The 7,021-nt window shown below is 55.5% G+C and carries 5 protein-coding genes; 1 reads left to right on the top strand and 4 read right to left on the bottom strand.

All coding sequences use genetic code 11. From position 1 onward, the window contains the following. Together M1136_09745 and hrcA are read right to left on the bottom strand one after the other, a co-directional pair. The coding region (locus M1136_09745) for an Hsp70 family protein (protein MCL5075911.1) at positions 1 to 113 on the bottom strand (113 nt) is incomplete at its 3' end. Positions 114 to 147: 34 nt separating this feature from the next. Next, positions 148 to 1,173 carry a heat-inducible transcriptional repressor HrcA gene (gene hrcA / locus M1136_09740; protein MCL5075910.1) on the bottom strand — a complete coding sequence of 342 codons (1,026 nt, stop codon included), beginning with the start codon at positions 1,171 to 1,173 and terminating at the stop codon, positions 148 to 150. A 173-nt stretch (positions 1,174 to 1,346) separates the two neighbouring features. Between hrcA and M1136_09735 the strand changes: the two genes are divergently transcribed. After that, complete coding sequence (locus M1136_09735) at positions 1,347 to 3,161, top strand: glycosyltransferase family 39 protein (protein MCL5075909.1); 1,815 nt, start codon at positions 1,347 to 1,349, stop codon at positions 3,159 to 3,161. 27 nt (positions 3,162 to 3,188) lie between these two features. Here M1136_09735 and M1136_09730 read toward each other — a convergent pair whose 3' ends face one another. Together M1136_09730 and M1136_09725 are read right to left on the bottom strand one after the other, a co-directional pair. Beyond that, on the bottom strand, positions 3,189 to 5,411 hold the full coding sequence (locus tag M1136_09730; protein MCL5075908.1) for a glycosyltransferase family 39 protein: 2,223 nt from the start codon (positions 5,409 to 5,411) through the stop codon (positions 3,189 to 3,191). Between the two features lie 11 nt (positions 5,412 to 5,422). Beyond that, complete coding sequence (locus tag M1136_09725) at positions 5,423 to 6,859, bottom strand: SpoIID/LytB domain-containing protein (protein ID MCL5075907.1); 1,437 nt, start codon at positions 6,857 to 6,859, stop codon at positions 5,423 to 5,425. Positions 6,860 to 7,021 lie beyond the last annotated feature (162 nt).

Here is a 7,021-nt window from a genome sequence, read left to right as displayed (position 1 = left end):
GAGGGGGTGATCCTCCCCCCCTCCGCATTCTCCAGCACCAGCGGCTCCCCCACCTCTATCACCGCCATACACGAGTTCGTCGTCCCTAAATCAATGCCTAATACCTTGGCCATAATATCTTTCCTCCCTGCAATTGCTAGTTAAACTCTAACCGTATACCTCATTCAGCAGCTCGTTCATTACTGTGGACAAGAACCGGACTGCTGAAATGGTTCGTCCATAATCCATCCTTATCGGGCCGAGCACACCCAAGGTGCCCATATCTCCACCCTCAAGACCATATCTGGTCATTACAAGGCTACATTCCCACAAATCACTCAGCTCATTCTCCTCACCGATGAAGAGCTGCACATTCGGGGTATCTAACACTCTTCGGATAACGCCGGCAAAGGCCGATCTTTCTTCGATAAGCCGCACCAAGGCGCGCATTTTCTCCACACGCGAGAACTCGGGTTGGTTGAGCGTATGAGCCAAGCCATCGTAGTGGATATAGCGGAATCTTTGCCTATCCACCTGACCCATTATCCTGATCAGCGCCTCTCTGACACATTTCCCTAAGGGTGATAGGTTAACTACCATAGCCTCGATCTGTCCTGCCTTGAGCCCTTGAAAACAGGAGGTCAGCTTACGGGATACCATGGTTAGCTCGTCCGCTTCGGTCGGCTCCGGGATACTCAGAATATGTTGTTTAATGATACCCTCATATAAGGCGACAATCATCAGCACCAGCATCTCGTGCAGCTGAACAAGATCAAGATACTTCAAGCGACACGCCGCTGCTGTAGGGGGCGTCACTAAAGCAGCATTTTTGACGATGTTGGCTATAACCGCGGCGGCCAGTTGCATCCACTCGTCGATGTCAGCCTCTATCTGATGAAATTGATGGCGTATAGTCCGTTTTTGCTCCGGATCTAAATCGCTTTCTCCCATAAGTGTCTCAACGAAATAGCGATACCCCCGCGCCGAAGGCATCCGCCCAGCTGAGGGATGAGGATGAAAGATATAGCCGTGCTCTTCTAAGACAGACATCTCGTTGCGCACTGTAGCAGGGCTAACGCCCAGTCCGCCCTTCTGAGCAATCACCTCTGAACCGACAGGCATCGCCGTAACCGTATACTCTTCCACAATCATCCTTAAGATTGCCCTTTGCCGTTGATCGATCTGCCCCATCATCGTCTTAACACCTCATTAGCACTCTAAACCTTAGAGTGCTAATAACATAGCACAGGTGGATGTGGTTGTCAAGATTTTGAGGGGGACATTTCACCTTGCCCTCCCATCGGGCGAACTGTTATTATTAGGCAGATTTTGGTTGCTGGCAGCCAGTTTTCGAACAGCAGATGAAAATGGGGAGCATCAGCAGGCATCATTGGGCGATAGGTTTGATCCTTCTGGCCTATCTCGGCTTGGCCCTTACTTATAGCATCATCGATCCCCTCTTCGAAGCGCCGGATGAGGCCGATCACTACGCCTTCGTTAAGCACCTGGCTGATGGACAGGGACTGCCCGTCCAGCTGCGCCATGGCCCCAAATCGGAGAATCATCAACCACCCCTGTACTACACCCTGGGGGCACTAGCCACCTTCTGGATCAACAGCGACGACTTCCCTCAGCTGTTGTGGCGAAATCCCTATTGGGGCTATGAAATCGGCTATGTCGGTCAGGACAATAAGAACCAGTTCGTCCACGGCCCCCAAGAGGACCCTCCCTACACGGGGGCTGTATTGGCAGCCCACCTGGTGCGCTTGGTCTCGGTAGCTTTAGGAGCTGTCACTGTGTTCATCACCTACATGATCGCTCGGGAGATCTTCCCCAGGCAAGCGGCTCTTGCTCTGGGAGCAGTCGCCTTCGTGGCTTTCAGTCCCCAGTTTCTCTTCATCAGCAGCGCCATTAATAACGACAATGCCGTCACCACCCTCTCTTCGCTGGTTATCCTCCTGGCACTGCGCATTCACAACCAGGGTATCACTAGAAGCAACACCATCGCCTTGGGTGCAGCTCTAGGATTGGCGCTCTTAACCAAGGTGAGTGCTGTCCCACTGCTCCTCATCGTGCTCTTCACCCTTGTATCGCTTTCCCGACGGGTTCCATGGCGCACCCTCTGGGGCGCAGGATTCGCTGTATTCGGACTGGCTGCGGCCGTATCTGGCTGGTGGTTCATTCGTAATCTGGTGCTCTATGGTGATTGGTCTGCCCTCAGCCGTATGCAGGAGGCATGGGGCAGGCGTAGCCCTCCCGCAAACTTGGGCCAGCTTGTCGCCGAATTCCCCAACCTGGAGAGGTCGTTCTGGGCGAACTTCGGCTGGGGAAACGTCCCGGTCAGTGCCGAGCTATACTGGGGCATAACCTTGCTCACCCGCATAGCTATCGTGGGGCTCATCATCCTTGGTTGGAGACACTGGAAACGCGGCATACTTTCCAGAGAAGCACGTTTCGGAGTGGTCGTCCTGGTTGTGTGGACACTTCTGATCTTTATTGCTCAGGCGAACTATATGCGTCTCACTCCCGCCGCCGGCAATGGTCGGAATCTCTTTCCCGCCATCGCTGCCATCGCTATTCTCATCTTCCTCGGTCTAGCCCAGTATGTGCCTGAACGGTTCTGGGGATTCCTTGCCGGAACAGCCAATATTGGGATGGCCACCTTTGCCCTCAGCGCCCTGATTTTTTACCTCGCCCCGGCCTACGCTAAGCCTCAGATGCTCCCCTCCTCAGCGCTGGAGGCGATTCAACGCCCTGTGCGGGTGAACTTCGCCAATAAGGTGCAGCTCTTGGGCAGTGATATCTCCCCGGATAGCGTGTCTCCCGGGGACACTGTGCGGGTGGCCATCTACTGGCGAGGGCTGGCACCGATGGACAAGGACTACAGCGTCTATATTCACCTCACCACCCCCGAAGATCGCATCATCGCCCAGCGAGACACCTTCCCTGGATTGGGCACCTATCCTACACGGTTATGGCGAGCCGGGGATACCTTCCGTGACACTTACCGGGTGCCCATCCCGAAGAACGCACCGACCCCTCTTCTCCTGCACGTTCGAGCAGGGCTATACCTGCTCCCTACTATGGAGCGCTTGCCTGCCGTCGAGGAGAGCAGCGGGCGTCCCTTGGATCGGCCTATTGTGGGAACGGTGTGGGTACGCCGGTCACCTTTGAGCAAGTGAGGTCGAGCAGGGATACGAACAGCGGCGTTAGGGCAGCACGACCAGGATATGCGTTAACTCTGCAGAATCGCCCTTTGCTGTTCTGAGGCGCTGCATCGTCGCTAAATCATAAATCCCTACCACGAGGGTGTATTCGCCTGGGGCCAGCCCCGGGCGCAGGGCTATCTGAAATGGATGGGGCACTACCTCACCCTTATCCCAGAATGAGGTGGGGTAATCACCGCCCTGCGGCTGAGCATCGTATTGACCGACCATGCCATCTTTCCCCACTAAGTGAACAAAGATGGTATAGTCACGCTCCATCTTGTTCAGAGCGCGCCAGTAGAGGACACCACGCAACAATTCACCTGCCCTGACCTCCTTTAGGGGCAAATCGTAGCCGATCAAGGCTACTTTATCGCCGAAATCGACCTGCAATGGATGAGCGATGGGCATCGCCTGAGGTATGGGCGACTTAACCTTTAGGCGGGCGATGGTAGGCGAACTCCCTATACTGCGGCCGTGAAGGTCATAGGCGGGTAATACCTCCATTGACGGAAAGAGGTATAGTCCAACCTGAATTTGACCTAGCGCTGGAGCGATGGCCGTCTGGGATATATGAAGGCGATAGGTGTCGCGCACGATGTCGCCCACTCTCCATAATCGGGTCGGATAAGTTCCACCTCCAGGAAACGTGTCTCTTTGCCCTAACCATTGATTGTCCTTGCCGAAGAGATGAATGAAGATGCTGTAGTCGCGGTTCATCCTGTCTAAGGAGCGCCAATAGAGCGTAAGCTCCAGGGTACCCCCTGGTAATACGGTTGTCTCAGGCAATTCATAACCAATGAGTTCCATCTGGCCAGCATAGTTCATGTTGAGCGGGTGGATTATGGCCGGCAGGTCTGCTTCTCTGAGGATGGGGGGCTTGGCGTAGGCGGGGGCAATGTTGCGAAAGGGGATGATGGCCGCTACGGCCAATAGCGAGCCACCAGCCAGGAGCAGTACGAGTCCAGTATAACGCCGCGGTGCTAGGGAGGCCAAGCCTCTACTGAAAAGAAGGGAGATAGCTGAGATGGCTGGGAACATCAACCGCCCTTGTGAGGCCATGGTGGTCTGGGTCCAATGCATCAGTTCGACGCCCAGGATGAGGATCCAAAGGACGAGGAGCAGGAGCAGCGTCCCCTCATTCCATCTCCTTCCTTTAAGCAAGCCCAGGACATAAATAACGAGTCCCAACCCGGCCAGAACCAGGATGACATCGAAGAGCCTATAGGCGAAGGGATCAGCCAGCACATTGAAGCCGCCGAAGACAGCCCAATAAGACATTTTGAACCCTTCAGACTCGCCCCAAAGGTCGAGAAGGCTGGGCGTATACTTGCGCCCTCCAGATGCCAGTAGGTGCACATTCAGCCCTAGGGGATCGCCATAGAGTAGCCAGTTGCGAACGTACCACCAACCGGCGATGGCTATCGCCGGAAGGATGACGGCTGTCCCCCATTTCCAGAGCGCAATGAGGGAACGCCGTCGTCCGGCGACAAACAAGATAACGATGGCTGTCAGCGGGAATAGTCCCAGGGCACTGAGCTTAGAAAGACTGGCCAGTCCGAGAACAGCCCCAAGCACCAGGAAGGACCATATTCCAGGTTTCCCCTTAACCAGTCGGATGAGAAGCACGAGGGCGAGCGAGCAAAGGGGGATCACCAGATTATCGTTGTTGACGGAGCCACTGATAAAAAGAAACATAGGCACGAAGGCATTGAGAGCCGCTGCCCCAGCAGCCAGCGTTCGCTCAGCGGGGAAGACCTCCAGGGCCAAAAGATAGGTCAGGAAGACAGTCGCTGTCCCCAGCAACACGGAGAGGAAACGCACGATGTGCACAGCCAGAGGCACACCATGGTAAGGCCAATTCTCCTTATCAGTGTGCACCACCATGTTCTTATTGTGATCAGCGCCGGGTTCGCCTATGGTAGCGTGAGGATTAAGCCAGTACAGGTCGCTGATGCGGCCGGTATCAATCCAGAACGTAGCCGCTGCCCCAAGCAGATAGTAAAGAGGGGGCTGACTTCCCTCCTGCCTGGCCACGTTCTTCTCCGGCTGGGGGCTCATCACCAGCAGGCCGTGCCCATCGGCAATATATTTTACATAGGGATAATGCCAGAGCTCATCAGAGGACTCAAAGATGGGATCAACAACGCTATAGAGCGTACCCAGAGCGATGAAGGCGACGAGCACGATCACCAGACCGATATGTTGTCGGCAAAGCCTAACCATTGCAATGTCTCCTACCAGGTATTGATGGGCCCCTTATTGTAGATCGAGGGGAAACGAATCCTGTATGGATTCTGGGTCAGAACCAGGGTCATCATCTCACTCCAGTCGCTCTCTATTCCGGAGGTGTCTCGCGCCCTGACCCGCCACTGGTAAACACCAGCCGGCGGGGAATTTGTTGTCCAGGAGGCAGTGCTGATCCAGCCTGAAGTCCATTTGTTGCTGCTTGCCGTACTTTGCATCTCAACATAGTAAGAGCTTCCCCCACTGCTCCAGCTCAAAGTCAGGGGTTGGCCAGCTGGTAGCCAGGCGTTATTGGCCGGGCTGAGGGGAGCAGGGGGCAGAATCCCCGCGTTGAGCACGTTGATACCAGTGTAGTAATGGGTGAGGATCCCCTTATAGCTCAGCCCCTCGTTGGATCTCGCTAATGCCCCCCACTGGCACATGCCTACACCGTGGCCGTAGTAGCCGGCCCCCTTCCCCTCATCCCCACATTTATTGAGGATATTGCCAGCGCTATCTCTCTTTACTACCGGATCATGCAGACAGGGCACTGAACGGCAGTAGTCGAGACGCCTCCAGCCGGCGGGTTGGCAGGTTTGCCAGTAGATAGCGTCCTCACTGTTACGGGTACGATAGCCATTGCAGGAAGCAAAATAAAAGGCCCAGATAACATTATCTTTGTAAGTGGCCACCATGTTGTGCGTCTGATCCACAGCGGCGCTGGTACGGGGATCACGCTTATTGGAGTAATACTGACAGTTGGTGTCGGTGCAGATATAGCCCTTTTGGGCGGCGTAGGCGATGGCGTAGCTGCGGGCGGCCACTGCTTGCGCTCGCAGGGCCTCCGTCGGCCAGTTCGCAGGCATCTCGTTAGGTACAACACCCTTCAAGTATTCATCCAGCTCCATTGTCTCGATATGTCCATCAGGGAAACGAACGTTGATCGTGGATGGGATAGCCGTGGTGAGGACCTCAAGCGAGGGACGGAGGAGCGTTTCCCAATCCAGGCCGAGTCTAGTAGGCAGCTGGGGAGCACGCACAACTTTATCATAAATAAGTGCTTGCTCCTCAGGCGTAGGGTTCGCTGGTAAGAGCGCCAGGTCGAGCCGGGTAATCGTTTCCCTTATCACTCTCTGCTGGGCATACCAGAGCTCCAAATAGCCGGGCGCGTTGGCCATCACCTTATACGTGCCCGGTGGCAAACGAAAGTAATAATATCCCCTCTCATCGCTGAGGGCCGCTTCGCCGGATGGTTCAGCGCTTAGTCTGACGCCAGCGAGCGGCTGCTCGGAGAGGAGGTCCACCACCTGGCCGGCGATCCCGCTATCCCGGCTGAAGACCTCAGCCGCTGCCTCCCAGAGGTGTCCTGCCTCATTAAGGGACAATCCAACCCCAAGCCCAGCAGCCCCCTTGAGTAGAGCCTTTTTAAGGAAGGTACGGCGATCCATAGTGATGAAGCCCTCATCCCTCTTCCCCCTTCTCCCATTGAGAGAAGGGGGGATGTGGGTTTAGGGACACCCCAAACCCCAGCAGAGAGGCAAAGCCCCTCTACACTCCCCGTCCCGCATCGATAAGGCATAGTACCTGGAGCGAAGCCCCCGAACCACCCC

The sequence above is a fragment of the Chloroflexota bacterium genome (assembly GCA_023475225.1).
Classification (GTDB): domain Bacteria; phylum Chloroflexota; class UBA6077; order FW602-bin22; family JAMCVK01; genus JAMCVK01.
The sequence above is the reverse complement of the archived record's forward strand: the minus strand, read 5'-3'. Positions and strand labels throughout refer to the sequence as shown.